The organism is Phyllobacterium sp. SB3, from assembly GCF_040009165.1.
GTDB lineage: Bacteria > Pseudomonadota > Alphaproteobacteria > Rhizobiales > Rhizobiaceae > Phyllobacterium.
This window is the reverse complement of record NZ_JBDYKI010000010.1, coordinates 24,228-48,950: the sequence shown is the minus strand read 5'-3', so window position 1 is coordinate 48,950 and position 24,723 is coordinate 24,228. Positions and strand designations below refer to the sequence as shown.

Below are 24,723 nucleotides of genomic sequence, written 5' to 3'. Positions count from 1 at the left end.
CGAATTTGCTGCAAAACTCGTTCGTTTTACTAGCAATATGTCCGAAATCTCTCGAAAGCCGCAACCATTTCGTCGTATTTGCAATCCGGCTTGGCGCTCTTCGCCCGAGCTTTTCCGCAACATCGACGTTCTGCCATTGTCGCACCGGATTTGGCTGTTTATACCATGGATAAAGTGACGATAGTGACGAGGATAAAACGACATGGCCGCAGACAGTATTTTCCTTGGGGCAAGCCGCAAGCCGGATGACAGTTATAACCAGGCCGAGTCGCTGCTGCTCAAATTCGGTAATCGGCATGGTCTGATCACAGGCGCAACCGGAACGGGTAAGACTGTCACGCTGCAAGTTTTGGCTGAAGGTTTCTCGGCTGCCGGCGTTCCGGTTTTCTGCTCCGACATCAAGGGCGATCTTTCAGGTATTGCGGCGAAGGGCGAGGAGAAGGATTTTCTTGTCAAGCGTGCGGCCGATGTAAAACTCGATCCTTACACCTTGGCTTCATCGCCGGTTATCTTCTGGGATATTTTTGGCGAGCAGGGGCATCCGATCCGCGCGACCATTTCTGAAATGGGCCCGCTTCTTCTTTCGCGATTGATGAACCTGACGGAAGCACAGGAAGGCGTCTTGAACATCGCCTTCAAGATTGCCGATGAGGAGGGGCTGCTGCTTCTCGACATGAAGGATCTGCAATCGCTGCTGGTCAATATCGCGGAACGCGCCGAAGAAATCTCGGCGCGCTATGGCAATGTGACAAAGCCTTCCGTTGGCGCAATCCAGCGCTCGCTACTGGTGCTCGAACAACAGGGTGGCACCAAGTTCTTCGGTGAACCCGCGCTGAAAATCGCCGATATCATGCGCACGGGAACCGATGGTCGCGGGCAGGTGAGCATCCTTGCCGCTGACAAGCTGATGATGAATCCGCGGCTTTATTCGACCTTCCTGCTTTGGCTGCTATCGGAACTCTTCGAGGAACTGCCGGAAATCGGCGATCCGGAAAAGCCGCGTCTGGTTTTCTTCTTCGATGAGGCCCATCTTTTGTTCAATGAAGCACCAAAGGCACTGTTGAACCGCGTTGAGCAGGTTGTCCGACTGATTCGCTCCAAGGGCGTCGGTGTATTCTTCATCTCGCAAAATCCGCTGGATGTGCCTGAAACCGTGCTGGCCCAGCTTGGCAACCGCGTGCAGCATGCTTTGCGGGCCTATACGCCGCGCGAACAGAACGCCGTAAAGACGGCTGCCGATACATTCCGCGCCAATCCGGACTTCAACACATTCGAAGCGATCACTAATCTTGGAACGGGTGAAGCGCTGGTTTCGACATTGGCTGAAAAGGGCGTGCCTTCAATCGTCCAGCGGACATTGATCCGCCCGCCATCAGGCCGCATCGGTCCATTGACCAGTGACGAACGCCAAAAGCTCATCAATGCCAGCCCTGTTTCAGGCGTCTACGATGAAATGATCGACCGCGAATCCGCCTATGAGCTTTTGCAGAAGAAGGCCGTCGAGACCAAGACAGTCGAAGAGGCGCAGGCCCAGCAGACTGAAGCTGACAGCACCGGGGGGTGGAAGCTTCCGGATTTCCTTGGCGGCGAGACCAAGACAGGCCCTCGCGGCGGTCAGACACGCGGCCGCCAGACGGTGGCGGAAGCGGCGATGAAGTCCGTGGTCCGCTCTGTCGGCTCGTCGCTTGGTCGGGCGCTGGTACGCGGCATCCTCGGAAGCCTGAGCAAGCGCTAGCCTGTTGAACCTGAAGCACTGTCTTTAAAAAGAATGAAGCCCCACGATTTACGCGAGGCTAAAGCGTTTGCCTTGTAAACCTTTACAGTCCTGATTTCTCAATCAGTTTTAAAGACATGGAACCAGAAAATTGACGTTCAAAAGTGCATCAATAATGACTGCACCTAAATTAGGCACTTGACGCGAGCAAAGAGTTTCATTCTTAATACCCGGATATTGTAAGAACTTTTTTATAAGTCGGGGAATTTTATTATGTCTTTTTATGCCGAAGCTGCGGCTGTTTCCGCACGCCACAACTACCTTTCTGTTTTTCGTAAATTTTTGAAGAGTTCCGCGTGTATTGCAGTGATCCTTGTTGCGACCGGTGCCGCGGCACTGGCAGACGGCAAGTATTTTAATGCTGATGGCAGTAAGACCGACGATCTGGAAGCGGCCGCAGCAACATGGCGAACACCGGAATTTTTGAAGGACCATGCTTTGGCAGGCGTCAAAGCGGAATATGCTTATGCCCATGGCATTACTGGTAAAGGTGTTAAAATCGCTGCAGTCGATTCAGGTGTTTTGACAAGCCATCCGCAACTTGCCGGTAAAATTACTTCATTGACTGTTCAGGGCACCTATGGCGCAGATGGCGACAGATATGAAGGAGCAGAGGCGGGAAAATGGAGCTGGAAAAAAGGCGACAAGTTTTCAGTTTCAGGAGACTATGATCCGGCAATCAATGACAGCCATGGAACGGCCGCAGCAGGTGAGATGGTCGGACTTCGTGATGGTCAAGAGATGCATGGTATCGCTTTTGATGCGCATCTCTATTCGGTTAATACGGGCGGGACTGACGCCACTGTTTTCGGTCACATTGTCGACTACGATTATTTTAAAGAGGCCTATAGCGTTGCTTCTCGCAATGGCGCTCGCGTTGTCAACTCCAGTTGGGGGCAGGAATACTCCAAGGCCGGAGACTACGGCACTATCGCTGGTCTGACCAATCTTTACAGTATGTTCTTCGGTAAAAAAACCTTTCTGGACGCAGTCGATGAAGTGTCAACTCAATATAAAACAATACAAGTTTGGGCTAATGGAAATGAGGGAAGAAATAATCCTCGTGCAGTTGCAAGTCTTCCCTATTTCAGGCCAGGTTTGGAAAAGTATTGGATTGCAGTAACTGGCGTCGATAAAAATGGAAATTCCCATTACGATCGTTGCGGTGTTACCAAGTACTGGTGCATGGCGGGGCCCACTGTGGATATCTACTCCACGTCAGTCGGCCGAAACGGGAATGACTACGATTTTGGTCACGGTCAGCCCACCGACAAAATCGCACCTACCTACCTTAGTTGGTATAACGGCACTTCGGCAGCAGCACCCAATGTGACTGCGTCACTTGCACTGGTCATGCAGCGGTTTCCATATCTGGACAATTCTCAGGCCAGAGATGTCATGTTCACCACAGCGACGCACCTCACAGATGCCAGGGTGCCCAACGATAATCCTGACTTGCCGAATGAGGTCTTTGGCTGGGGTCGACCAAACATGGAAAGTGCCATGAATGGCCCAGCGCAGTTTATGGATCGGTTTGTAGTAAATCTTTCGAAAGACGACATTATTTCTGACGAGGTGATTGGCAAGGACACCTGGTCCAACGATATTTCGGATAAGGCACTAATTGCACGCAAAGCAGAAGAAGTTAAAGAGATCGCTGACTGGGAAGCGAAGAAATCGGCGTACGGCTGGACCAATGGTCGTGAGGGTACGTCAACAGACATGCTAAAAAATTCTACAAGAGATCGCTTTGTGTCCGAGTGGAACATCGCGAAGCCTGTACTGACGAAATTGATCCAGATTTTTGATACGCGTCCGATTGACGTGGCAGTCTTTTGGGCAACTTACAATGAGGCTCAGGCAAACTCCGCAGGAAAGGCATATCTTAATGCGTTTGAGAAGGTAAATCCTGGATGGATATATACCTCTGAGCTTCTTTCCGCTCGTGTGAGTAAGTTCGAAGTATCCCCAGAAGGTGATATGAATAAAATATCAAACTTTTTCATTACAGAGGCTATTGCCGCTGAGTTAGGAGGGTATGATGTCAGCGTACAACGCAATAAATATCTGATGCAAAAGCTTGAAGATCCTTCATCTTACGAATCCGGACTGACCAAGCTTGGTACTGGCCAACTGACATTGACCGGCGACAGCACTTATTCGGGTGATACAATTGTCGATGGCGGGGAGCTGGTGATCGGCAAGGAAGGCTCGATTACCTCTGCATCGTTCGTCAATGACACTGCGTTGTTTACGGTTGAGGGGATTGCTGCGGCAACGACCGTCAACAAGGGTGGTCGTTTGAACGTTGCCGTTGGCGGGTCAACCGGCGATACATCGGTTATTGGCGGATGGGCTGCAGTCAATGGCAAGAGCGGTTCGACCAGTGTTGGCGATGCGGGTGTTGTTTCAGGAGGTGGTACGCTTGATAGCCTTATTGCCAAAAGCGGCGGTGTTGTCTCGCCGGGCAATTCAGTAGGAACGCTCAATGTGAGCAAGGATGCAACGTTCGAGAAGGGCAGTAGCTTCGAGGTCGAGATCAAACCTGATTTCCTGAGTGCGGATCATTTGGCAATCGCGGGTCAGGCAACGCTTCTCGGCGGTGTCGTCAATGTGCGCCTGGAAAACGATGCAGCGCTTTTGACCGAAGACGTGACCAAAAGCCTGTTCCTGAAAACGTTTGACATTCTGACTGCTGTTGGTGGTGTAACAGGTCAGTTTGAGAGTGTTTGGCCGCGATACAACTACATCACTGCCAACCTTGACTACAAGACTGACGCGAGCAAGGTGATCCTTGGTTTTAATTTTACGCCGGAGGCGGAAGCGGAGGCTGCGAAGAAGGCGGAGGATATTCGCATTGCAGAAGCAGAAGCCAAGCGTGTTGCCGAGGAGGCCGATGATAAGGCTGCGGAAGCAGGGGCAGAGACCAAACTCCTGGTTACCGAGGTAGCAGAGACCACGAAAGAAGCAGAGCTTGAAGCGGCGATCAAAACATTCCTGTCGCCTGAATTTCTGGCGATTGGCGTTAAGAGCCGCAATCAAAAAAGTGTGTGGAAAGGCATTCAATCCACGGGTTGGGGTAATCCCCTGCTGGCACAGGTAGCGGCATCAAGCAGCGACAATCCCCTCGACTTCGATGTGCTATCGGGTGAAGTCCATGCCAGCCTGTCGGGTGTTTTGGCGGCCGATAGCCACTTCATCGCTGATGCGGCTCAGGCACGGGTGCGCAATGCCTTTGGCGGTGTTGCAGGCAAAGAGCAGGCAGTGACCACGCCACTGGCCTATGGTCCGGAGAGCAAGGCAAAGCACAGCGATGCCTTTGCCCCCGTTGAGCCTGCCCCTGCCACCACGGCATTCTGGGGTGAAGCCTATGGCTCATGGGCGCATGCGGACGGGGATGGCAATGCTTCCGGCTACAGCCGCAATACCGGCGGTCTTGTCACTGGCTTTGACGGCATTGTTGCCGATGATTGGCGCTTTGGCCTGCTTGCCGGATATGGCAGCACCTCGCTGCAGACAGGATATGGCAAGGCATCGGTCGACAGCTATCAGATCGGCGTCTATGGCGGCACGAAGCTCGATGCACTCGGCCTGCGCCTTGGCGTCAATCTCGGTCAGCATGAGATCGACACGAAAAGAACAGCACGCTTCGGCACTCTCAACAATGAGCATGAGGCTTCCTATGATGCACAGACGGTGCAGGTATTCGGCGAACTCGGCTATGAGATCGCTACGCCCTATGCCAAGCTCGAACCCTTTGCTGCAGCACGGCATGTGCATGTCAAAACCGGCAGCTTCAAGGAGGATGGCGCTGTCAGCAGTCTGAGCGGGGAAGGTTCAAGCACCGACCTGACGATCACGACGCTTGGCCTGCGTGCCGCGCATCAGTTCACCTTGAGCGAAAGCACGACACTGACGGCACGCGGCATGCTTGGCTGGACCCATGGCTTTGGCGATGTGACACCTGAGGCAAGCCTTGCCCTGAACAGCAGCGCAGGCTTTACGGTTGAGGGTGCCGGCATTGCAAAAGATGCGGCCATCATCGAGGCGGGCTTTGATATCGGCATCGGCAGGGCCACAACCATCGGCCTCAGCTATACCGGGCAGTTCTCCAGCCAGTCACATGACAACGCCATCAAGGCCGATCTCAGCGTCAGGTTTTGACAGCTTCCCCCGCAGAACTGTTCCCCTGCGGAAACTTGCAGGCCCTTCGGGGCCTGTCTTTTTATACAGTGGCAGCAAACTACCGGAGCACGAAAGAAAAAGGCCGGTGGATCGCTCCACCGGCCTTTTGTCTGGAAACGAGATGAGATCAGATAACGAGGATCGGCGTCTTGTTTGGAACGCGATCGTAGAGATCGATAATGTCCTGATTGATGAAGCGGACGCAGCCGGAAGACACTGCCTTGCCAATGCTCCACCACTCTGGTGAACCATGCAGGCGATAGAGCGTATCGACGCCGTTCTGGAAAATGTAAAGTGCACGCGCACCCAGCGGATTTTTCAGCCCCGGTGCCATGCCGCCATTTGCGGCGCTGTATTGAGCCAGTTCCGGCTGACGGGCAACCATCTCATCCGGTGGAGTCCACTTTGGCCAATGGCGCTTCCACTGGACAATGGCTCGCCCGGACCAGGCAAAGCCCTCACGGCCGAGACCGACGCCATAGCGCAGCGCTTCACCATTCTCGCGCACCAGATAAAGAAACTTGGTATTGGTATCGACGACAATGGTTCCCGGCTGTTCGCCGGTGGGGTCACGGACGATCTGGCGCAGATAGCGCGGGTCCATCTTCTTTACCGGGATGGCGGGCAACTGGAAGCCGCCATCTTCGCGAGCCGAATACATGGCTTCATAAGAGCCCAATGCCGGATCAACGTCAGATCCGGGCCGCAACGGATTGCCATAATCATCGACCTTGATGACCGGCATATCACCGCGGATCTGGGCACATCCTGCGAGACCGGCAGCTGCGGTAGCAGTCATTGCGGTCAGAAAGCCGCGACGGGTAAGTGTGTTTTGCATCATTAAACCAGGTTGGTGGCGGGAAAGTTCAACAGGTAGTCAAATCGATGTAACGTGCTCTAAACGCACAAAGAATATGGCGATGAACCGTTAGCAATAGGGCGTAAACAAGGCAAAGACACAACTGTTGCGCGAAGGCAACAGAAACGCCGGGCCATTATCAGTTTTCTTGTATCACCCGATGATAAACACTTTGTGAGGATGGGGAGGTGCCTGAGAGCTTTAAGAACCACGCACAATGTTAATGCAAATCGCCAGTCAATTGATATCACCATTAACACTCCACCATTGACCTTGGCGCTAAATGGCTTTTCGATGCGCCGACACAATCAATATGAACGGAATCAGCATCATGGCAGTCAACTCAGCAGCGCAAACCGTAACCTGGACCTATGTTGACGGGGATTGGTATGAGGGAAACGTGCCGCTGATCGGTCCGCGAACCCATGCCATGTGGCTGGCTTCGACAGTGTTCGATGGCGCGCGCTGGTTTGAAGGCGTGGCGCCTGATCTCGATCTGCACTGCGCCCGCGTCAACACATCGGCGCTTGCCATGGGCCTGAAGCCCACCATGAGGGCCGATGAAATCGTCGGCCTGACCCATGATGGCCTGAAAAAGTTCGACGGCAATACGGCTGTCTATATCCGTCCCATGTATTGGGGCGAGCATGGCGGCTATATGGGCGTTCCGGCCGATCCGGAATCCACGCGCTTTTGCCTGAGCATCTATGAAGCGCCAATGCTGGAACCAAGTGGGTTTTCGCTAAGCGTTTCGCCGTTCCGCCGCCCGACATTCGAAACCATGCCGACAAATGCCAAGGCCGGTTGCCTCTACCCCAACAATGGCCGCGCCATTCTGGAAGCCCGCTCGCGCGGCTTCGACAATGCGCTGGTTCTCGACATGCTGGGCAATGTGGCTGAAACAGCAAGCTCCAATATCTTCATGGTCAAGGATGGGCATATCTTCACGCCTGCGCCGAATGGCACATTCCTTTCAGGCATCACCCGTTCGCGTATTATCGATGTTCTGGCCGATTACGGCTTCCGCACAACGCAGACAACGTTGACGGTTCAGGATTTCCTTGAAGCGGACGAGATTTTCTCGACGGGGAACCATTCAAAGGTTGTTCCCGTTATCAAAATTGAGGACCGTGAGTTGCAAGTCGGTCCGATAGCCCGCAAGGCGAGGGAGCTTTATTGGGAGTTCGCCCATGCCGGGCCGAAAATTTGACCCGATAATGCGATCAAGCCGAAATATTGATCCGTTTCGCATTGCTCCCGAACAAATACGGACCTATGTAACCAAGGCAGGTTTTGTCAGGATAGGCCATTACCCGAACGGGCAGCCTATCCCGTCACAGATATAGATCGAAGAGGAGACTTCCATGGCTTTCGAATTGCCCGCACTGCCGTATGATTACGACGCGCTCGCACCTTTCATGTCGCGCGAAACGCTCGAATATCACCACGACAAGCACCACAAGGCTTATGTCGACAACGGCAACAAACTGGCTGCCGAAGCTGGCCTTGACGGCCTCTCGCTTGAGGAAATCGTCAAGCAGTCCTATGGAAAGAATGCCGGCCTGTTCAACAATGCAGGCCAGCACTACAACCATCTGCATTTCTGGAACTGGCTGAAGAAGGACGGCGGCGGCAAGAAGCTTCCCGGCGCACTTGAAAAGGCAGTTGAATCCGATCTCGGCGGTTACGACAAGTTCCGCACCGACTTCATCGCTGCCGGAACGACACAGTTCGGCTCCGGCTGGGCATGGGTTTCCGTCAAGGATGGCAAGCTTGAGATCTCCAAGACACCAAACGGCGAAAATCCGCTGGTTCATGGTGCAACGCCAATTCTAGGCGTCGATGTCTGGGAGCATTCCTACTACATCGACTATCGCAACGCCCGTCCGAAATATCTGGAAGCGTTTGTCGATAGCCTGATCAACTGGGACTATGTTCTCGAACTCTACGAAAAAGCCAAGTAAGCGGCTTTTGCAAAAGACTTCATTACGGCCTCGCTCATGCGGGGCCGTTTTTATTTGAGCAGTTTCATGCCTGCAGTTTTTGCGGCTTTTTCGTCAAAGGTGGCCGTATGGCTGCAGTTGGCGAAATGGCAGTTTCGTTCGATCAGGCAATCAGTAAAATCGGCATTTGAGCCGCCAAAGACGCGAAGCGCTGCCCATACCAGATCCGATTGTTCGACATAAAGATGATCTATACGCAAGAGTGTCTCAAGCACTTTCACAATGCCGGGCTTGGCGACGGCGTATCGCCCGGAAAGAACCCAAACAAGCTCGACAACGACAATCAAGGGTAGATAGCCGGGATTTTCTGCGCTCAATCCTTCGATAAGCTTTGTAGCCTTCGGCGATTGGCCCGTATCATCCTGCCAAATATACCGGACCATAATATTGGTATCCAGACCGATCATCCGGCAGATGCACCCTTCCGTGCAATCGTCTCATTCATCTCATCAATTGAAACCGTTTGGGATGCTTTGCCAAGAAGTCCTTTGAGAGTTGTGACCGGCAGGGTTGCTGCAACGATCGTAAAGGCACCATCTTCCGTCTGGACGAAATCAATCCGGTCGCCAGTATCAATGCCCAAAGCATTCCGTACAGATACAGGTATTGTAACCTGGCCCTTTGATGTAAGCGTCGCTACTGGCATGTCAGTCTCCATATTGAAAAATTCCTTACATTAAGGTAAGGAATTTTCCAATATATGCAAGTGGCAGAAATCAGGGCGTTAGACCATCCCCGGCACCGGCCCATATTTCAAAAGCTTGGCCTTGGCACGCTTGTAATAGCGCTCGGCAGAGGCCGGATCTATGCTCATATGCTCGGCCAACTGGTCGTAGACCTGTTTGCGGCTGATACCTGCAGGGGTTTGACGCATCCATGCCAGCACTTCCTGTTCGCGTGCCGACAATGCCGCATGATAAATCTCAGGTTTTGTGGACGTTTTCAGGATCAGACCATCGCTCCATCCATGCTGGGCAATTTCATCCAGTATCGCGCGCATCGTTCGGGGCTTCAGCTCATTCTTCGTAATGTAGCCGCTCACGCCGAGTTTTCGGAAAATACCGGATTCCTTGCCTTTATCGGCCCCGGTTACGACAATATGGGTGGCACCGGGGGATCGTTCGACAATCGTTTTCACAACGGTCAGACGATGCCTGCTGGAACCGGGAGGCGGGTGGGGCAGTCCCGGATCAATGAAAACAAGCTCGAAAGAGAAAGCTCGGATCAGGTCCAGCGCCGTTTCAAGGTTTGGCGCCGCATGGACAACCGAGAGGGGAATAGCTGCCTTTAACTCCTGAACGAGAGCAAGACGCATGAGATGCTGATCTTCAATTACCAGCACATGCCGGAAGGTATTCGACTTGGTCATAAAAAATAATTCTTAAAAAAATATACAACAGGATACACCAATAAGTGTACATATATCGAAAAGGGACAGCGTTGTCACTTCCGGTGGAATGTGAACCCGGCTATCGGGATTTCATCGTGGAAATCACATCGTACGGGGTCACATTGAGTTCGGAAAAAATCACTAATAACGACAATTCCGAGCAGATGGATGCCACTACTCTGGAGCTTGCTGGCCTCATTGACCGACACGTTGCAACACGCCGGATAATTGCGCGGTTGAGAGCAATCCATCACCACTATAAAGCGAGTCCGGTTAACTGTGCTCTGATTGAAAAATGCATCGATCAGGCGATCAGCGCCGAACAGACTGCGCGGGATGAGCTTCTGCTTTGCGAGGTCAACAACGTTCAGCAAGCGGCAACAAAGACCGTCCACTTGCGAAACGTGCTATTGCAGGATGAAGCTGAAAACTCGGCTGGAGCGACCGAGCTGGCTGATGAAACAAAGCGGCCTGGATAGGCTCTGGCTCTACCAAATCTCATCATCTCCCGTCAGCGTTACGGATGGCCGCGCAGCGCCGGGTGTCCGCGAGAATTTTGGTACGGGTGCGGATTGCCGCTGGCCGTCGACCTGAACATAAGTCTCGCGCGCTGACATGTGCGGATGATCCGGCGCTTCGCTCAAAGTGAGCACCGGCGCAAAACATGCATCGGTTGATTCCAGAAGTTCGCACCAATCCGCCTGCGTATGTGTCGCGAATATCCGGGCAAATTCTGCTTCAATTTGTGGCCAGCTTGCGGTGACGTTCTGCAACTCCCGAAAGCCGGAGTCCATGCCGAGCTTTTCCAGCAATTCGGCAAAGAACTTTGGCTCCAATGCGCCGATAGCAACATAGCGCCCGTCGGAGCAGGCATAGCTGCGATAATAGGGCGCCGCACCGCCGATAAGGTTCCTGTCGCGATCCATGGAGATGCTGCCGGAAGCGGCAAGGCCGCTAAAAAGGCTCATCAGGGATGAGACGCCATCGACAATTGCGGCATCGATGACCTGTCCCTTGCCTGAACTTTGGCGTTCGACCAGCGCAGCAAGAATGCCGAAAGCGAGCAGCATGGAGCCGCCGCCATAATCACCGACCAGATTGAGCGGCGGTACCGGCGGTCCGCTGGTTCCCATGGAGGCCAGCGCACCCGCAAGCGCAATGTAATTGATATCGTGCCCGGCCGCTTGAGCAAGCGGGCCGGTCTGTCCCCAGCCTGTCACGCGGCCATAGATCAAGCCGGGATTGAGGGGTTGCAATATATCCGGTCCAAGGCCAAGCCGCTCCATGACACCGGGGCGGTAGCCCTCGATGAGGACATCGGCTTTCGCTGCAAGTTCAAGGCAGCGCGCGCATCCTGCTTCGGTTCGTATATCCAGCTCGACAATGCGGCGACCGCGATCCTGAACAGGATTGGGCCAGCCATTGCCACCGGCGCGCTCAATCCGCACGACGTCAGCACCGAGATCTGCAAGCAACATGGCGCAATGCGGGGCGGGTCCGAGGCCGATAAACTCCAGCACCTTGACACCAGTAAGCGGACCCTGCCGGGGTGGCGATTTCTGCATGCGTGCCTGCCTTTGAGTGTCGCTGTTCAAAGATCAGGTTGGCATTTTTAATGACCGGATACCAGCGTATCATCCGGCCCTAGAAGCCGTCCGTCCTGCGCCCGTAATTCAAGACGTCGCACAGGCTCACCTTTTTGGCGGTCAACAAGTGTAACGTGCTCTTCGTCTTCTGTGCAGAAATAGTCTTCGCCCCACTGGCGTAACGCAACGAGCAGCGGGAAGAGACCGCGCCCTTTTTCCGTCAGCACATATTGGTTGTAGTTGCTGTTATCAGCGCAGGGCTTCAGTTCGAGAATCTCATGGGCAACCAGATTTCTCAGCCGCGCCGACAGGATGTTCTTGGCAAGGCCCAGACTTTTCTGGAACTCGCCAAAACGCGTCACCCCCTCGAAAGCATCACGGATGATGAGGAGCGACCACCAATCGCCTATCGCATCGAGTGGTCTTGCGACCGGACAGGCTGAAAATTCATGACTTGTGCGTTTGACCATCCATTCCCCCTTTCAGCTTTCATTGAAGCTGTTTTGATTTTTATGGTTGCAAGATAAAACCAAACGCAATAATGAGCAAGTGGTTTTAATTTGCAACCGTTTATGGAGAATAAGATGGCGTTTGAACAGGGCGGCGTACTCGCGACTGATGGCCAGTCTGGCGAAAGAGATGCCTCCGCCACGGCGCGTACATCACCTGTTTCCGGTCTGTCACGACCGCTGGCGCTACTGTTTGCCGTTGCCAGCGGGTTGGCGGTTGCCAATGTCTATTTCGCGCCACCATTGCTTGACGCCATGGCTGATACGTTCGGTATGAACCATGCTACAATCGGTATCATCATTGCGATATCGCAGGTGGGATATGGCTTGGGCTTGCTTCTGCTGGTGCCGCTTGGAGACCTGCTTGACCGGCGCCTGTTGATCGCAGGGCAATCGGTTTTGTCTGCCATTGCCCTGATGGCGGTATATTTCGCGCCAAATGCCTTGGCCTTGCTGATCGCCATGGCGTCTATCGGATTGCTTGCGGTTGTCACGCAAACGCTGGTTGCCTATGCAGCCAGCCTTGCAAAGCCGCATGAGCGCGGACAAATCGTCGGTATCGTCACCAGCGGCATTGTCATCGGAATATTGCTGGCGCGGTCTGTGGCTGGCGCACTTTCGGACGTTGCGGGTTGGCGCTCCGTCTATGCGGTTTCCGCTGTGCTGACCTTGATCATTGCAGCTTTGCTTTTCCGGTATCTGCCCAAGCACGAAAAACGTGTTAGCGATATCAGCTATCCTCAACTCATTGCCTCGGTTTTCCAGCTTTTCGTCGAAGTGCCGGTGCTGCGTGTTCGCGCCCTGATTACAATGCTGATCTTCGCCAATATTACCATGTTGTTGACGCCGCTGGTTCTGCCGTTGAGCGCCCCGCCATTTGATCTTTCCCACACGCAGATCGGCCTGTTTGGTCTTGCCGGTGTTGCGGGGGCTTTGGGAGCATCGCGTGCGGGCGGTCTGGCTGACAGGGGATACGCCCAGCGCATGACCGGCATAGCGCTTACGGTCATGCTGCTCGCCTGGATACCCATAGCCTTCATGCAGTCGTCGCTCTGGCTGCTTGTTATCGGCGTGGTCGCAATCGATTTTGGCTTGCAGGCCGTTCATGTCACCAATCAGAGCATGATCTATCGCGTACGCCCCGAAGCGCAAAGCCGCCTGACTGCGGGCTATATGATCTTCTATTCCATCGGCAGCGCTTCGGGTTCGTTAAGCTCAACGATCATCTATGCCCATGCAGGCTGGGCCGGGGTCTGTGTCGCAGGCTTTGCCATCAGCATAGCAACATTGGCATTCTGGGCGGCGACGAGGCATTTGACCCCGGCACCTGCAATTCATCAGTCCTGATGGTTGCCGACATGGCTGCCGCGATGATCTCAAAATCCTGTTGCGTGATACCGAACAGGCCAAACCGGAACTGATAACCCCAATTCTTCCGGTTGGCGGTGAAGGAAAGTTGTTCCAGCAAGGGGTGGATGGGCGCTTCTACAGCTTGCGCCCATTCCACGTCGCGTCGGCATGGTACAAACCCGGCACCCATGTCGAACCTATAGGGATCGCCGTCCGAGACGATACCTATGGCGGTGAAGGATTGACGCCGATCGCTGCCGCGAAACTCCGTCGAGGGGGAGTAGCAGGCAATCCCGTCTCCCGGACGCATCCTTTTGAGAGGCGCTTCCCTGCCATGACAGGCCTGCATGAAGCCTTCCGCCTTGCCGTGTCCGATATGATCGGCAGAGGCCACCACTATCCAGTGATTACGCATGTTGATGGCTGCTTTCAGAAACAGGTGCAAGAACGCGCAGGCGGTGTCCATCCGGGTCGAGCGCGACGAATGTGTACCCGAAATCCAGAGTTACCGGCTCCTGTTCTATCGGGAGACCACGGGCACGCCAATCGTCGTGCATCGCATCAAGCGCTTTGACATTCGCAGCCATGAAAAGCAGTTCACAGCCACCAGCTTCTGCAACAGGGGCCGGTTTTGCGGCATCCCGTGACCAGACGGCGAGTTTCAGGCCGGAATCAAAGCCAAACATGGCGAAGTTGGGAGAGTTTTCCAGAGGCTCGCGGTCAAGCAACTGCGAATAGAATTTCAGGCTTGCAGCGGCATCCTGCACGTAAAACAGCACGAATGAGGAATTGAGCATTTGTCTTTCTCCGGTTGATGTGGAGAAAGATCTAAACCGCGATGCTGTCAGTTTCCGGCAGTAGCGATAGCGGTCATAGGGGCTCTGCGATGTTCTGGCTGCGGCGCCATTCTTTCAAGAGTACCTGCCGACGGCGCGGATAACGGCTTTCAGTCACTTTCGCGTCGGATATCCGATCCGCGCGAAAATGCCGGAAATCCTGGCGCAGTTCGCACCAAGCGACGATGACCCGTACCCGGTCAAAAAAGCCGAGCGCAAACGGCCATATAATACGTGTCGAGGCTGCGCCATCCACATCCTGATAGATGATATCAAGCTTGTATTCCGAACGTATTGCCTTGCGGACAATGGCCAGATCGACGGTATCCGTATTGACTGGATTAGACGGACCGACCAGCAATGTGGATGCATCCACATCGTTGCGCAGATTTTCAGGAAGAACGGCCGCAATTTTTGCCAAGGCATCGCGGGCGGCGGTCGAAAGACGCGCATCGGACTGATTGGTGACCCAGCGTGATCCGAGCACGATAGCCTCCAGTTCATCTTGGGAAAACATGAGCGGTGGCAGGACAAAGCCCGGCTTCAGCACGTAACCCAGCCCCGGTTCGCCTTCAATATGTGCCCCTTGCGCCTGCAATGTCGCTATGTCGCGATAGAGCGTGCGGATACTGATGCCGGTTTCCTCAGCCAGCGTCTTGCCGCTGACAGGGTGGCGGTGGCGGCGCATAATCTGAATAAGATCAAGCAGTCGTTCGGATCGTGACACCGTATTCCTCAAATTCAGCCGGAGCGGTTTCGGGTTCCGTTTGACGAAACTTCATGCCTTCGGCTTGCCATATTGATTGTTCATCTGTGGTTCAGAGGATTAGACTTAAGTCTAAATCCTTAGGGACTTTTAACATGCTGAACGCCTTCATGTAGAGGGGGCATTCACTGGAGGAACGATGAGAAAGCTGATTTCAGCCATTTGCGCTGTTTTAATATCGGTTGGTACTCTGGGAACTGCAGGAACGGCCGGCGCCGCGCCTGCAACCGTGCAAAGGCCGGTAGAAACAGCAGGAACGACTGCTGATACACTGGTTCAGAAAGTAGACCACCGCCGTTGGCATCGACGTGATCGTTACGAGCGCCGTTGGGATCGTCGTGATCGCCGCAACCGTTGGGAGCGTCGCCACTATCGCCGCTATGACCGCCCGCATTATCGTCGCTATGACCGGCCGTATTATCGCAGCTGGGATCGGCGTTGGGACCGTCCGCGTCACCGTCGTCCACGCTATTACCGCACGGGCAACCCGCAGATCATCTTCGATCTTTAATTCGTTGATTTGACTGCAATAAACCAAAGCCCTTCCATCGCACGATGGAGGGGCTTTTTGTTCTATAGAGATTTGCATATTGGGGTTTCGGCAATGCTGAGTTATGATTTGATTCTGGCTCGGCCCGCGCCTCCGCCCTCCATCAGGAAAGTATAATTCATGCGGGGCTTCATGGTTGTTGAACCATCTGTTCGGGCATGATGCATAAGGAGGAGTTGCAGGAATATTGCTCGCAATAGGAGGTTTGCCTGTGATGAAAATTTCTGCTCCCGTCTACCATTTGAAGCGTAAGGCCAAGCTACTTTCCCGGTTGGAAAAGATTCCCTTGCACAAGGCGCTCGACCGGATTGCAGCCGGGGAAGGCTTCGACAGCTGGAGCCTGCTTGCCGCCAAAATATCGGAAGTTTCCCATTCAGCAAAATTGTTTGAACAGCTGAGAGCGGGTGATCTTGTTCTGATAGGTGCGCGTCCCGGCCATGGCAAAACGCTGCTCAGTCTGGAACTGGCGGTTGAGGCCATGAAGACCGGCAAATCAGCCTCCTTTTTTACATTGGAGTATACCCGCAAGGACATTGTGGATTGCTTCCGTCGCATCGGAGCGGATTGGGAGAAATTCAAAGGCTTGTTTGAGTTTGACACATCAGACGCCATAAGCGCTGATTATATTGTCGGGAGGCTCGCATCAGCCGCACGGGGCACTCTGGTTGTGATCGACTATTTGCAGATACTCGATCAAAATCGCGATAAGCCGGAATTGATGACGCAGATTCGCAAGCTGAAATCATTTGCGAAAGACAAGGGAATAATCATCATACTCCTGTCGCAGATTGACCGCCTGTATGATCCGGCGGCAAAACCCTTTCCCGAAATCACGGATGTCCGCTTGCCAAATCCGCTGGATCTGTCGCTGTTCAACAAGACATGTTTTGTGAACAATGGCGAAATCCGCTTTCAAATGGCGGGCTGAAAGCAGACTGAAACTGCATCGGATTCCTTGAAAAAGCCGTCAAACGATAAGACTGGTGTTGAGGCCAGTGACGGCATCATAAATATCGAGGGATTCTCATTACATGCGCAATACCATCCTCTTCGGCGGCGAAAATCGTGAACGTCTCGTCTCGGTTGCAAGCACGCAAGCGATAGCCGCTACGCTGCCGGATGCCGACCTTTGGTTCTGGGGCAGCGATGGCATTGTCAGCAGTTGCGACAGAAACGTGCTCATGCAGCATTCGCGTCCGTTCGAAACCGAACTGCCAGTGTCCGGCGAGCCTCTTGGCCCGATTGAAACAGCGATTGAGCGCGCTGCTCGCGAGCAGCGGGTGCTTGTCCTCGGAATGCATGGCGGCATGGCTGAAAATGGCGATCTTGCGGCCTTGTGTGAGAAGCACGGTGCCCGGTTTACTGGTTCCGGTTCCAAGGCGAGCAAACTTGCGTTCGACAAGCTTGCCACCAAGGAGACCGTCGCAAAGGCCGGTGTTTCAACGCCGCCAACATTGACGCTTGAGAAAGCCGCGAGCAGTCTCGGTACCTATGGCAAGCTCGTGGCAAAGCCGATTGCCGACGGGTCGAGTTACGGTCTCTTCTTCGTTGAAAAGCAGGAAGAGCTTGCGGAGCTTGAAGAGGCGGCGCAGAAGGAAGCCTATCTGATTGAGCCATTTATCAAGGGGGTTGAGGCCACCTGCGGCGTTCTGGAACACGGAGGCAAATTGATTGCATTGCCGCCTGTCGAAATCCGGCCGGCGGATGGAGTGTTTGACTATGCAGCCAAATATCTGTCACCCAAAACAAACGAGCTATGCCCCTCCACCTTTGATGAGCATGTCAATATATCGCTGCAAGAAATGGCCTTGAAAGCGCACTCATCCGTAGGTGCACGCGGTTATTCACGAAGCGATTTCATCATCACCGCCAATGGCCCGATATTCCTTGAAATCAATACGTTGCCGGGTTTGACCAAGTCATCGCTCTTTCCCAAGGCTTTGGCGGCTCATGGCATGAGTTTTGGCGAGTTCCTGCAGGGTCAGATCGAACTTTCATCGTCACGGTCTGCCTAGTGCGGCAAACGAAAATGTGATGGCGCTGCGCCCGTGCAATTCGAAATCTTTTGATTAGAGTGATTCCAAGCCCTTGAAGCCAAGTTGTTAGCCACAAGAGTAGGACTTACCCAATGAAGAGACTGATTGCTTTTTCCGCAGCGCCAATTTTGGCTGTTGCAGTGTTTGCCGCTGCAGCCAACGCTGACCCTATTGCGGACAGGCAGGCGCTGATGAAAGATCAGGGCAGAGCGATAGGAAGCATCGCTCCCATTGCCAAAGGCGAAAAGCCCTTCGATGCCGCGACCGTGATGACCGCGTTGAAAAAGCTGAATGACGACGCGCAGAAACTGGACCCGGCCACCTTGTTCCCGGCGGGTAGTGACACGGGCGATACGACTGCTGCACCGAAAATATGGGAAGACAACGCCGCCTTCGTGGCAGCAGTCGACAAGTATAAGGCCGATACGGCCGCGGCCGTAGCCGCTGACCCGAAAGACCTTGAAAGCTTCAAGACTGCATTCAATCAAGTGACGCAAAACTGCGGCACATGCCATCAGGCATTCCGCGTAAAGAAGAACTAGGGTCAGGACTCATTAATATGATCGCAATGGCGCCTGAAACGGCTGCAAGATGCGAGGAGAAGTGCGAAGGGCGGGGGTCTTTCCCCCGGACGAGCGGTTCGACACTGCAGCTTGCAGCCGTTTCGGCGTCCGCAGGATATGGTCTTTTCGCCCGCCCAGTTTGTCGCAAAGTCTCGACAATGAACCACATTGCCTTCGCCTTTGCTCCTCCTGGCCAAACGAAAAGCCTCATACCATTGCGACCAGATTAATGAGTCCGGACCCGAATCTTCCGGTGGTGCGCCGGCTTTTCAAGCTTATCTTCAGCCTGCTGATTATCGGCGGTGCCGGTTTTTGGCTGATATCAGCACCGACCCATCTTGACGAGGCAAAGCTTGCGGCAACAGCACCGGGCGATGTGACTCGCGGGCAGGGCATATTCTGGCAGGGCGGCTGTGCCTCCTGCCATGCCGCGCCGGGCGCAACGGGCGATGCAAGGCTGGTCTTGAGTGGCGGTGAGGAACTGGTGACGCCCTTCGGCACCTTCGTTACGCCCAATATTTCGCCTTCCAAGCAGGGAATTGCCGACTGGTCGCTCTCTGATTTTGCCAATGCCATGACCCACGGGGTCTCGCCTGATGGAAGGCATTATTACCCTGCCTTTCCCTATACGTCCTATGCCCGCATGCAATTGCAGGACATTGCCGATCTTCATGCCTTCATGAAGACTCTGCCGCCATCGGATAACGTCGCCGGGCCGCACAAGCTGAGCTTCCCGTTCACAGTGCGGCGCGGTATCGGCCTATGGAAGCGGCTTTACCTTTCCGATCAGCCCGTACTCGAAATTGCCAATGCCAGCGAGGCCATCAGACGTGGCCAATATCTGGTTGAGGGACCGGGACATTGCGGGGAGTGCCACACTCCGCGCAATGCGATTGGCGGGCCTGATAAAACGCTTTGGCTGGCGGGTGCCAAGGCACCCGAAGGCAAAGGCGTCGTGCCGAATATTACCGGCGGTGAGGGCGGTATCGACTCATGGTCGGCACAGGATATCTCCTATGCGCTGGAAAGCGGGTTCACGCCGGATTTCGATTCTCTCGGTGGTTCCATGGCTGATGTGGTGCAGAATATGTCCCATCTGCAAGCCTCTGATCGCGATGCCATCGCTGCCTATCTGAAGGCCATCCCTGCGCATCCGAACGGATATCCTGCCGCGCAGTGATCTGCCATAGATTTTCTTATGACAAACCTTGGAATTAGTTGCTTGCGGCATGGGCGTCTTGTGTCGTCCACTGGCGGTATCTGATCACGACAAAGGTGCTCGCCACAGCAATGGTTTCCGCAAAACTCCGCATTTTCTGTACTATATACTTATCGATCAGTGGCATGAACTATCCGGCGCTGGCGCAAAGCAACTCTCTTTCCGATCGGCCGGGATTGGCTGGGCCGGAAGAGATGCCTAAACAAAATGTATCGTGTGAAGGACTTGCGGCGACGATTGCCGGGCTTGAAGTTCCTTCAGGTGACCGGATTGACCTTTGGGCCTCAGGTCCTCTCACCTTTATTCATAGTGATGAAGCCCTCTGGTATTTGGCCATATGTTCCGAACCCGGCGTGCAGGTGATGTGCATCACCTATTCCGGTAACGGAATGAAGATCGGCGAACGCATTCTCATTCGCGGTGGTATGAGAATGCTGGATAGAACGCACATCGTCCTCGATCCGTGCTTAGCTTCGCGCGAAGAGTAACCGGCCGGTATCTATTTGCTTGATTGTGAAAGAATCTTTGATGCCTGCGAGCCAGCAATAGCTGATAATCTCAGACACATTGGCCGAAGCTCCGGCCTTCGTGAGGTGCGTGATGAGAAAGTGGATTATTTGCTGTTTGCTTGTGCTTGCCACCGTTCCGAGCGCAGCTTGGTCTTCGCCGCTATTAATGTGGGATTCCAACGACAAAGGATTCTGGATTACAGCGATTAATCCGGAGGACCGCTCCTACAACTGTTCCACGAGATACACGCTGACCATTGCCGGACAAAGCGATACCCGCAATGACAGCTTTAATGTTCAGCCAAAATCCAACGGGCTGGTTGCGTTTGTCAGATCTGTAATCCTGCCGCCGAATACGCCTTGGACAGTCGTGCAGGAAGACCCGCCCAACTGCTATTGACAGCAAATGCGCCCATCGCTGTTGCGTTGGCTCACCGCATTGATTTCGCGGTTTGGCTGAAATTTGCGAATATTTTCCCGCCAAGCCCATATATTCGCATCTTCTGAACTCGCTGCGATGCTACCTTTCCGCGATGCTTTCCATCAGAGCGCCCGATCATGCGGCGTCATTGCCACTGGAAAGGAATGCCGCAAATGTTCAATCGTAGACAGACACTTGCCTTGCTAGGCGCTGCCGCCGGAAGTGTAGTCCTGCCATTTTCGGCCAATTCCGCAGGGCAGCCGCTGAAGACTTTGCGCATAGGCTGGCAGAAGAATGGTGTTCTGGCACTGGCAAAGGGAAAAGGTGCGTTGGAAGCGCGGCTGAAATCCCGCGGTGTCGACGTCAAGTGGTCCGAATTCTCTTCCGGCCCGCCACTGCTTGAGGCGCTTGGCGCCGGTGCAATCGATTTCGGACCGACCGGCGATGTGCCTCCGCTTTTCGCGCAGGCCGCAGGAGGCAATCTTGTCTATGCGGGCACCTATCGCGGCTCGCCGTCAGGCTCGGGGATATTGGTGGCAAAGGATGCGCCATTCAAATCAATTGCAGACCTTAAAGGCAAACGCGTAGCCTTTAAACGGGGATCCAGCGCACACAATTTCACGGTGAAGGCGCTGCGCACAGCGGGGCTTACGGTGAACGATGTCGAGGCGATTGACCTTTCGCCCTCCGATGCAGCCGCTGCATTCACCGCTGGCAAGATCGACGCCTGGGCCATATGGGACCCTTACTTTGCCATTGCGGAAAAGCGCCCTGAAGCCCGGGTATTGACCACGGCGGACGGGATTGTGGAATCCTGGTCATTCTTCCTGAGCAACGGAGAATTCGCAACGCAGCACGGCGACGTGCTGACCGAAATCATTGACGAGCTTGCCATCGTTGGGCGCAGCGCACAGGACAATCTCGATGAGACGGTTGCCACCTTGTCGAAGATCACAGGTGTGCCGGAAGATATCCAGCGCATCATTCTGACGCGCAAGGACGCTGATCTCGGCGATGTGACGACCATATCGGAGGAGGCCATAAAATATCAGCAGGCTCTCGCCGATGAATTCTATAATCTCAAGATTGTTCCAAAAAAGCTCAATGTCAGCGAGATCGTCTGGAAGGGGCAACAGGCAGGTTGATTAGCGCCGCTTGCAGCTAATGAGCACCGAGTTTCCATCGGTGTACTTGCTGCGCATCGTATAAAGCCAGCCTTGACACTCAGACATCGAGGTAAAGCAACGAAGCTCCCAAATAGTGCTCATGCCATCGCCAAACGAAATCATCCCATTGTCGGAAGTGCCGGTATAACGACCAACGATTACACCAGAACCGACAGGCGGCGGGGTGCAGCGCTCGCCTGCATATTCGCTGACATTCTTGCGAACGGCAGCTTGTGCCTGCGAAATGTCTGCGGATAAAAGTGCTGGCTGCACACAAACGGCCAGACCAAACATCAATATCTGAGTAAAGCGCTTCATTTTACTTCTCCTATGCGCGATCAAGCGGCCTGTTTCAGCTTCAAGCGATCACGCGGCGGGCATGTTTCAAAACTAGCTTGCATTAACGGCAAGACTGCGGCCACGCGAGCCGCAGCTTGTAATCCTTATACGCAAGAAATGCAGGTTTAGTTCCTGCTGCCCAAAGCGAGACGGCAGGCAAGCCCGGCAAATACGGTAGCGAGAAGATATTGCGGCAGTTTCCTGAACCTGCCAAGCCCGCTCATGCGGCTTCTTATGTGGTTACTGAGGAGGATCACCGAGCCGTTCACCAGAAACCCTATACCATTGAGAACAGTCGCAAGTACCAGCATCTGCCCGATCAACGGATCCGCCTCGGGCTGCACAAATTGCGGAAAGAGAGCCAGAACAAAAAGCGCCATCTTGGGATTGAGCAGATTGGTCGCAAGACCTTCGGCGAAAATACGCCGGGAAGAAAGCTGCCTCAGTCCGGCGGTTGGAGAAAAACGTGTTCCTTCCGAGCGGATTGTCTTCCACGCAAGATAAAGCAGATATGCACAACCGGCCCAGCGGACTATTTCATAGGCTACCGGTACTGCGAGAAAGAGTTGAGAAAGGCCGAGCGCTGCCGCCAGAGCATGGCAATATGTTCCCGCAGCAATTCCGGCATAGGTGAGAAACCCCGCAGCGCGCCCCTGACTGACGCTGCGCGAGGCGATGAGCAGCATATCGGGACCCGGTGTTGCCGTCAGAACAATGGCGGCAAGGGCAAAAATGATGATGGTAGAGAAATCCGGCATATCGTTTTCCTTCGATTGAACCGGAATTCCTGATTATCAGGATTCGCGCTGCAAGCAAGCTAAAGCCCGTTGCAATAATAGTCCGACGCGACCGCCGGGAGCGGTCGCGAGGCTCTTTATACGTCTTGTCGGGAGGTTGACGGTATTTTCGCTCAAGCTGATATTCCGCCGCTGATTTCGGTCGCAACTATGTTGCCTGACGCATATCCTCATACAAGCCCGAATTCGCATCAGGCAAACCGGGATGCAAGCCGCAATCGGTATCGATCGGACCAATTGCGCTGAACAATTCTGCATCTTCGCCTATGCCTGCATTAGGCGTCGTCAACAATGTATCGCCGTAGAAAAGCGAGTTTGCTCCTGCTGCAAGGCAAAGAATTTGCGCCTCCCGGTTCAGATTGGAGCGTCCAGCCGAAAGCCGCACCGTTGAAGTGGGCATGACGAGACGGGCGGTTGCAACCATTCGCACCAGTTCGAGAGGATCGATAAGCGGTCGGTTTGCCAGAGGAGTTCCTGCAACGGGAACAAGGGCATTTATGGGCACGCTTTCAGGATGCGGGTCAAATGCCGCCAGAACCTGCAACATGGAAGCACGGTCGTGAATGGTCTCGCCCATGCCGATAATGCCGCCGCTGCAAACATCTATTCCGAAAGACCGCACGGTTGCCAGCGTGTCCAGTCTTTCCTCATAAGTCCGGGTGGTAATGATCCGGTTGTAGAACTCGGGGCTGGTGTCGATGTTGTGATTATAGGCCGTCAGTCCGGCGTCTGCCAGCCGCTCCGCCTGATGTGGCTGGAGCATCCCAAGGGTCACGCAGGCTTCCATATTCAATGCGCGGACGCCTTTGACCATTTCAATAACAGCATCGAAATCGCGGCCATCACGCACTTGCCGCCATGCAGCTCCCATGCAGAAACGCTCAGCGCCCGCCGCCTTTGCCGTTGCAGCCATTGCCACGACGCTTTCGGGACGCATGAGCCTGTCACGTGTCAGGTCAACTTCACGATGATGCGCTGATTGCGGGCAATAGGCACAATCCTCCGGACATCCACCGGTCTTGATGGAGAGAAGGCTGGCTTTCTGGACTTTGCTCGGGTCGTGATACTGGCGATGTACGGCATTGGCCCGCCCCACCAGATCGAGAAGCGGCAGATTATGCAGGTCGACGATCTCGGCAATTGTCCAGTCGGAGCGAATAGTTCCATCTGTCATGGTCATTGACGCTTTTCCCTAAACCGCTTGAATGATGCGCCCATCAGTGTGGCACCAAGTGCAACAACACCAATTTTCATCAGGTCACCGAGCAGGAACGGGAATACGCCTGTGGTAAGTAGTTTCCCAAAAGGTACGTAGACAGCCAGCCAGGTAATGCCGAGTGCGTAGATTAGGGTCAGGCCTGTAAGCATCGCGCCGATGCGTCCGAGAGCGCCTTTGCCATACGCCATTACGCCAACCAGCCAAGACGCAACGAGATAGCCCAGCAGATAGCCGCCTGTCGGGCCAACCATGTAAGCAAGACCGATGCCCCGTTCCGGAGAGCCGGAAAACACGGGCAGACCGGTTGCGCCTGCCGCAAGGTAGGCGATGAAAATCGAAGCTGCGATGCGCGGGCCGAAAACAACCGCAAATGCCATGACGGCAAGCGTGTGCAGGGTCATTGGGACGGGCCAGAATGGTATTTGCGTCTTGGCTGCCAGTGTCATTAACGCCGCCCCGGCAATGACGGTGAGAACCGTACGCCTCGACGGAATAACGCTGTTTTCAAGAATTGAACCTTCAGGGATGTGTGCCATCATCTTCCTCGTTATAAATTATAGATAATTTAAAGAATCTATCGCTAAAAACTTTCACATAAATGCAGTGAACGCAAGAAGCTGCGTGGGGAAATCCAATCACTGTGGGA

The 24,723-nt window shown here is 54.2% G+C and carries 27 protein-coding genes; 14 read left to right on the top strand and 13 right to left on the bottom strand.

All coding sequences use genetic code 11. The features are described from left to right. Positions 1-202 precede the first annotated feature (202 nt). Positions 203-1,735, top strand: a complete 1,533-nt coding sequence (locus ABKW30_RS25705; RefSeq protein WP_348601799.1) for a helicase HerA-like C-terminal domain-containing protein — start codon at positions 203-205, stop codon at positions 1,733-1,735. Between the two features lie 252 nt (positions 1,736-1,987). Next, positions 1,988-5,938, top strand: coding sequence for an autotransporter domain-containing protein (locus ABKW30_RS25700; protein WP_348601798.1), 3,951 nt, complete (start codon positions 1,988-1,990; stop codon positions 5,936-5,938). 148 nt (positions 5,939-6,086) lie between these two features. Here the strand turns inward: ABKW30_RS25700 and ABKW30_RS25695 are convergent, their stop codons facing one another. Next, positions 6,087-6,797 (bottom strand): L,D-transpeptidase, encoded by a 711-nt coding sequence (locus ABKW30_RS25695; protein WP_348601923.1) that lies wholly within the window; start codon positions 6,795-6,797, stop codon positions 6,087-6,089. A 352-nt stretch (positions 6,798-7,149) separates the two neighbouring features. Here ABKW30_RS25695 and ABKW30_RS25690 point away from each other — a divergent pair, with 352 nt between their 5' ends. Continuing rightward, positions 7,150-8,028 carry a branched-chain amino acid aminotransferase gene (locus tag ABKW30_RS25690; RefSeq protein ID WP_348601797.1) on the top strand — a complete coding sequence of 293 codons (879 nt, stop codon included), beginning with the start codon at positions 7,150-7,152 and terminating at the stop codon, positions 8,026-8,028. Between the two features lie 154 nt (positions 8,029-8,182). Next, entirely contained in the window at positions 8,183-8,782 is a 600-nt protein-coding gene (locus tag ABKW30_RS25685; protein ID WP_348601796.1) for a superoxide dismutase, read from the top strand. Between the two features lie 50 nt (positions 8,783-8,832). Here ABKW30_RS25685 and ABKW30_RS25680 read toward each other — a convergent pair whose 3' ends face one another. The 3 genes from ABKW30_RS25680 to ABKW30_RS25670 form a co-directional block, all read right to left on the bottom strand. Continuing rightward, on the bottom strand, positions 8,833-9,228 hold the full coding sequence (locus ABKW30_RS25680; protein WP_348601795.1) for a type II toxin-antitoxin system VapC family toxin: 396 nt from the start codon (positions 9,226-9,228) through the stop codon (positions 8,833-8,835). After that, complete coding sequence (locus ABKW30_RS25675) at positions 9,225-9,467, bottom strand: AbrB/MazE/SpoVT family DNA-binding domain-containing protein (protein WP_348601794.1); 243 nt, start codon at positions 9,465-9,467, stop codon at positions 9,225-9,227. Before ABKW30_RS25675 ends, ABKW30_RS25680 begins: the two co-directional genes overlap by 4 nt. A 78-nt stretch (positions 9,468-9,545) precedes the next feature. Then, entirely contained in the window at positions 9,546-10,190 is a 645-nt protein-coding gene (locus tag ABKW30_RS25670) for a response regulator (protein ID WP_348601793.1), read from the bottom strand. Between the two features lie 116 nt (positions 10,191-10,306). On the opposite strand from ABKW30_RS25670, the gene ABKW30_RS25665 reads away from it, so the two are divergent. After that, the gene (locus ABKW30_RS25665) at positions 10,307-10,690 is read left to right on the top strand and encodes a hypothetical protein (RefSeq protein WP_348601792.1); all 384 of its coding nucleotides are present in this window, start codon (positions 10,307-10,309) and stop codon (positions 10,688-10,690) included. 9 nt (positions 10,691-10,699) lie between these two features. Here ABKW30_RS25665 and ABKW30_RS25660 read toward each other — a convergent pair whose 3' ends face one another. Together ABKW30_RS25660 and ABKW30_RS25655 are read right to left on the bottom strand one after the other, a co-directional pair. Beyond that, positions 10,700-11,776 (bottom strand): CaiB/BaiF CoA-transferase family protein, encoded by a 1,077-nt coding sequence (locus ABKW30_RS25660; RefSeq protein ID WP_348601791.1) that lies wholly within the window; start codon positions 11,774-11,776, stop codon positions 10,700-10,702. Between the two features lie 47 nt (positions 11,777-11,823). Next, complete coding sequence (locus ABKW30_RS25655) at positions 11,824-12,267, bottom strand: helix-turn-helix domain-containing protein (protein WP_348601790.1); 444 nt, start codon at positions 12,265-12,267, stop codon at positions 11,824-11,826. A gap of 114 nt (positions 12,268-12,381) precedes the next feature. On the opposite strand from ABKW30_RS25655, the gene ABKW30_RS25650 reads away from it, so the two are divergent. Then, the gene (locus tag ABKW30_RS25650) at positions 12,382-13,653 is read left to right on the top strand and encodes an MFS transporter (RefSeq protein ID WP_348601789.1); all 1,272 of its coding nucleotides are present in this window, start codon (positions 12,382-12,384) and stop codon (positions 13,651-13,653) included. Here the strand turns inward: ABKW30_RS25650 and ABKW30_RS25645 are convergent. The 3 genes from ABKW30_RS25645 to ABKW30_RS25635 form a co-directional block, all read right to left on the bottom strand. Then, positions 13,580-14,071: an EVE domain-containing protein gene (locus ABKW30_RS25645; protein WP_348601788.1), complete on the bottom strand. Its 492-nt coding sequence runs from the start codon at positions 14,069-14,071 to the stop codon at positions 13,580-13,582. The two genes, ABKW30_RS25650 and ABKW30_RS25645, sit on opposite strands and share 74 nt — an antisense overlap. After that, on the bottom strand, positions 14,064-14,453 hold the full coding sequence (locus ABKW30_RS25640) for a VOC family protein (RefSeq protein ID WP_348601787.1): 390 nt from the start codon (positions 14,451-14,453) through the stop codon (positions 14,064-14,066). The genes ABKW30_RS25645 and ABKW30_RS25640 overlap by 8 nt, the downstream gene beginning before the upstream one ends. 73 nt (positions 14,454-14,526) lie before the next feature. Next, positions 14,527-15,219 (bottom strand): YafY family protein, encoded by a 693-nt coding sequence (locus tag ABKW30_RS25635; RefSeq protein WP_348601786.1) that lies wholly within the window; start codon positions 15,217-15,219, stop codon positions 14,527-14,529. Between the two features lie 178 nt (positions 15,220-15,397). Between ABKW30_RS25635 and ABKW30_RS25630 the strand changes: the two genes are divergently transcribed. The 8 genes from ABKW30_RS25630 to ABKW30_RS25595 all read left to right on the top strand — a co-directional run bounded on the left by ABKW30_RS25630 (position 15,398) and on the right by ABKW30_RS25595 (position 21,701). Beyond that, entirely contained in the window at positions 15,398-15,769 is a 372-nt protein-coding gene (locus tag ABKW30_RS25630; protein WP_348601785.1) for a hypothetical protein, read from the top strand. Positions 15,770-16,022: 253 nt separating this feature from the next. After that, positions 16,023-16,736, top strand: a complete 714-nt coding sequence (locus ABKW30_RS25625; RefSeq protein WP_348601784.1) for a DNA helicase — start codon at positions 16,023-16,025, stop codon at positions 16,734-16,736. Between the two features lie 103 nt (positions 16,737-16,839). Beyond that, on the top strand, positions 16,840-17,823 hold the full coding sequence (locus ABKW30_RS25620) for an ATP-grasp domain-containing protein (protein ID WP_348601783.1): 984 nt from the start codon (positions 16,840-16,842) through the stop codon (positions 17,821-17,823). Between the two features lie 113 nt (positions 17,824-17,936). Next, complete coding sequence (locus ABKW30_RS25615; RefSeq protein WP_348601782.1) at positions 17,937-18,386, top strand: cytochrome c; 450 nt, start codon at positions 17,937-17,939, stop codon at positions 18,384-18,386. A gap of 250 nt (positions 18,387-18,636) precedes the next feature. Continuing rightward, the gene (locus ABKW30_RS25610) at positions 18,637-19,587 is read left to right on the top strand and encodes a cytochrome c (RefSeq protein ID WP_348601781.1); all 951 of its coding nucleotides are present in this window, start codon (positions 18,637-18,639) and stop codon (positions 19,585-19,587) included. Positions 19,588-19,751: 164 nt separating this feature from the next. Continuing rightward, positions 19,752-20,114 (top strand): hypothetical protein, encoded by a 363-nt coding sequence (locus ABKW30_RS25605; protein ID WP_348601780.1) that lies wholly within the window; start codon positions 19,752-19,754, stop codon positions 20,112-20,114. Between the two features lie 112 nt (positions 20,115-20,226). Then, on the top strand, positions 20,227-20,535 hold the full coding sequence (locus ABKW30_RS25600) for a hypothetical protein (RefSeq protein ID WP_348601779.1): 309 nt from the start codon (positions 20,227-20,229) through the stop codon (positions 20,533-20,535). A gap of 194 nt (positions 20,536-20,729) precedes the next feature. Beyond that, a complete protein-coding gene (locus ABKW30_RS25595) occupies positions 20,730-21,701 on the top strand; it encodes an aliphatic sulfonate ABC transporter substrate-binding protein (RefSeq protein ID WP_348601778.1) in 972 nt (323 codons plus the stop codon). Here ABKW30_RS25595 and ABKW30_RS25590 read toward each other — a convergent pair whose 3' ends face one another. The 4 genes from ABKW30_RS25590 to ABKW30_RS25575 form a co-directional block, all read right to left on the bottom strand. After that, on the bottom strand, positions 21,702-22,040 hold the full coding sequence (locus ABKW30_RS25590; RefSeq protein WP_348601777.1) for a metallophosphoesterase: 339 nt from the start codon (positions 22,038-22,040) through the stop codon (positions 21,702-21,704). It abuts the gene before it with no gap. 146 nt (positions 22,041-22,186) lie between these two features. After that, positions 22,187-22,819 (bottom strand): LysE family translocator, encoded by a 633-nt coding sequence (locus tag ABKW30_RS25585; RefSeq protein ID WP_348601776.1) that lies wholly within the window; start codon positions 22,817-22,819, stop codon positions 22,187-22,189. Positions 22,820-23,006: 187 nt separating this feature from the next. Continuing rightward, on the bottom strand, positions 23,007-24,038 hold the full coding sequence (gene bioB, locus ABKW30_RS25580; protein WP_348601775.1) for a biotin synthase BioB: 1,032 nt from the start codon (positions 24,036-24,038) through the stop codon (positions 23,007-23,009). Then, positions 24,035-24,613, bottom strand: coding sequence for a biotin transporter BioY (locus ABKW30_RS25575; protein WP_348601922.1), 579 nt, complete (start codon positions 24,611-24,613; stop codon positions 24,035-24,037). Before ABKW30_RS25575 ends, bioB begins: the two co-directional genes overlap by 4 nt. Between the last annotated feature and the right edge of the window lie 110 nt (positions 24,614-24,723).